This is a genomic window from Parendozoicomonas sp. 2304DJ65-17 (assembly GCF_058148445.1).
In genome coordinates, this window is sequence record NZ_JBYVJV010000043.1 from 1 (window position 1) to 286 (window position 286).

Annotated in this window: 1 pseudogene; it reads left to right on the forward strand. The window is 51.4% G+C overall.

Features of this window, described 5'->3' with window-relative positions:
• Positions 1 to 200: pseudogene (locus ACY2RR_RS24470) on the forward strand (uracil-DNA glycosylase); the annotation flags it as partial.
• Positions 201 to 286 lie beyond the last annotated feature (86 nt).

Here is a 286-nt window from a genome sequence, read left to right on the forward strand (position 1 = left end):
TTCTTTGGGGCAGTTCCGCGCAGCGTCACGGTAACTTCCTCGATGCATCTCGCCATTGCGTAATTCCATCCCCACATCCTTCCCCGCTGTCTTCTTATCGGGGATTCTTTGGCAGCCGTCCTTTTTCCCGCGCCAATGAGTACCTGGTGCAACATGGTCAGGCACCAGTGAACTGGCAGTTAAGTGAAGTCGCTGTATAGGAAGGTGTGCAGCAGCCAGTAATGGCTTAAAAAGGTTGAATTGATCAGATATGCAGCTGTTTGTTCATAGCTTTGGCTAGGCGGCT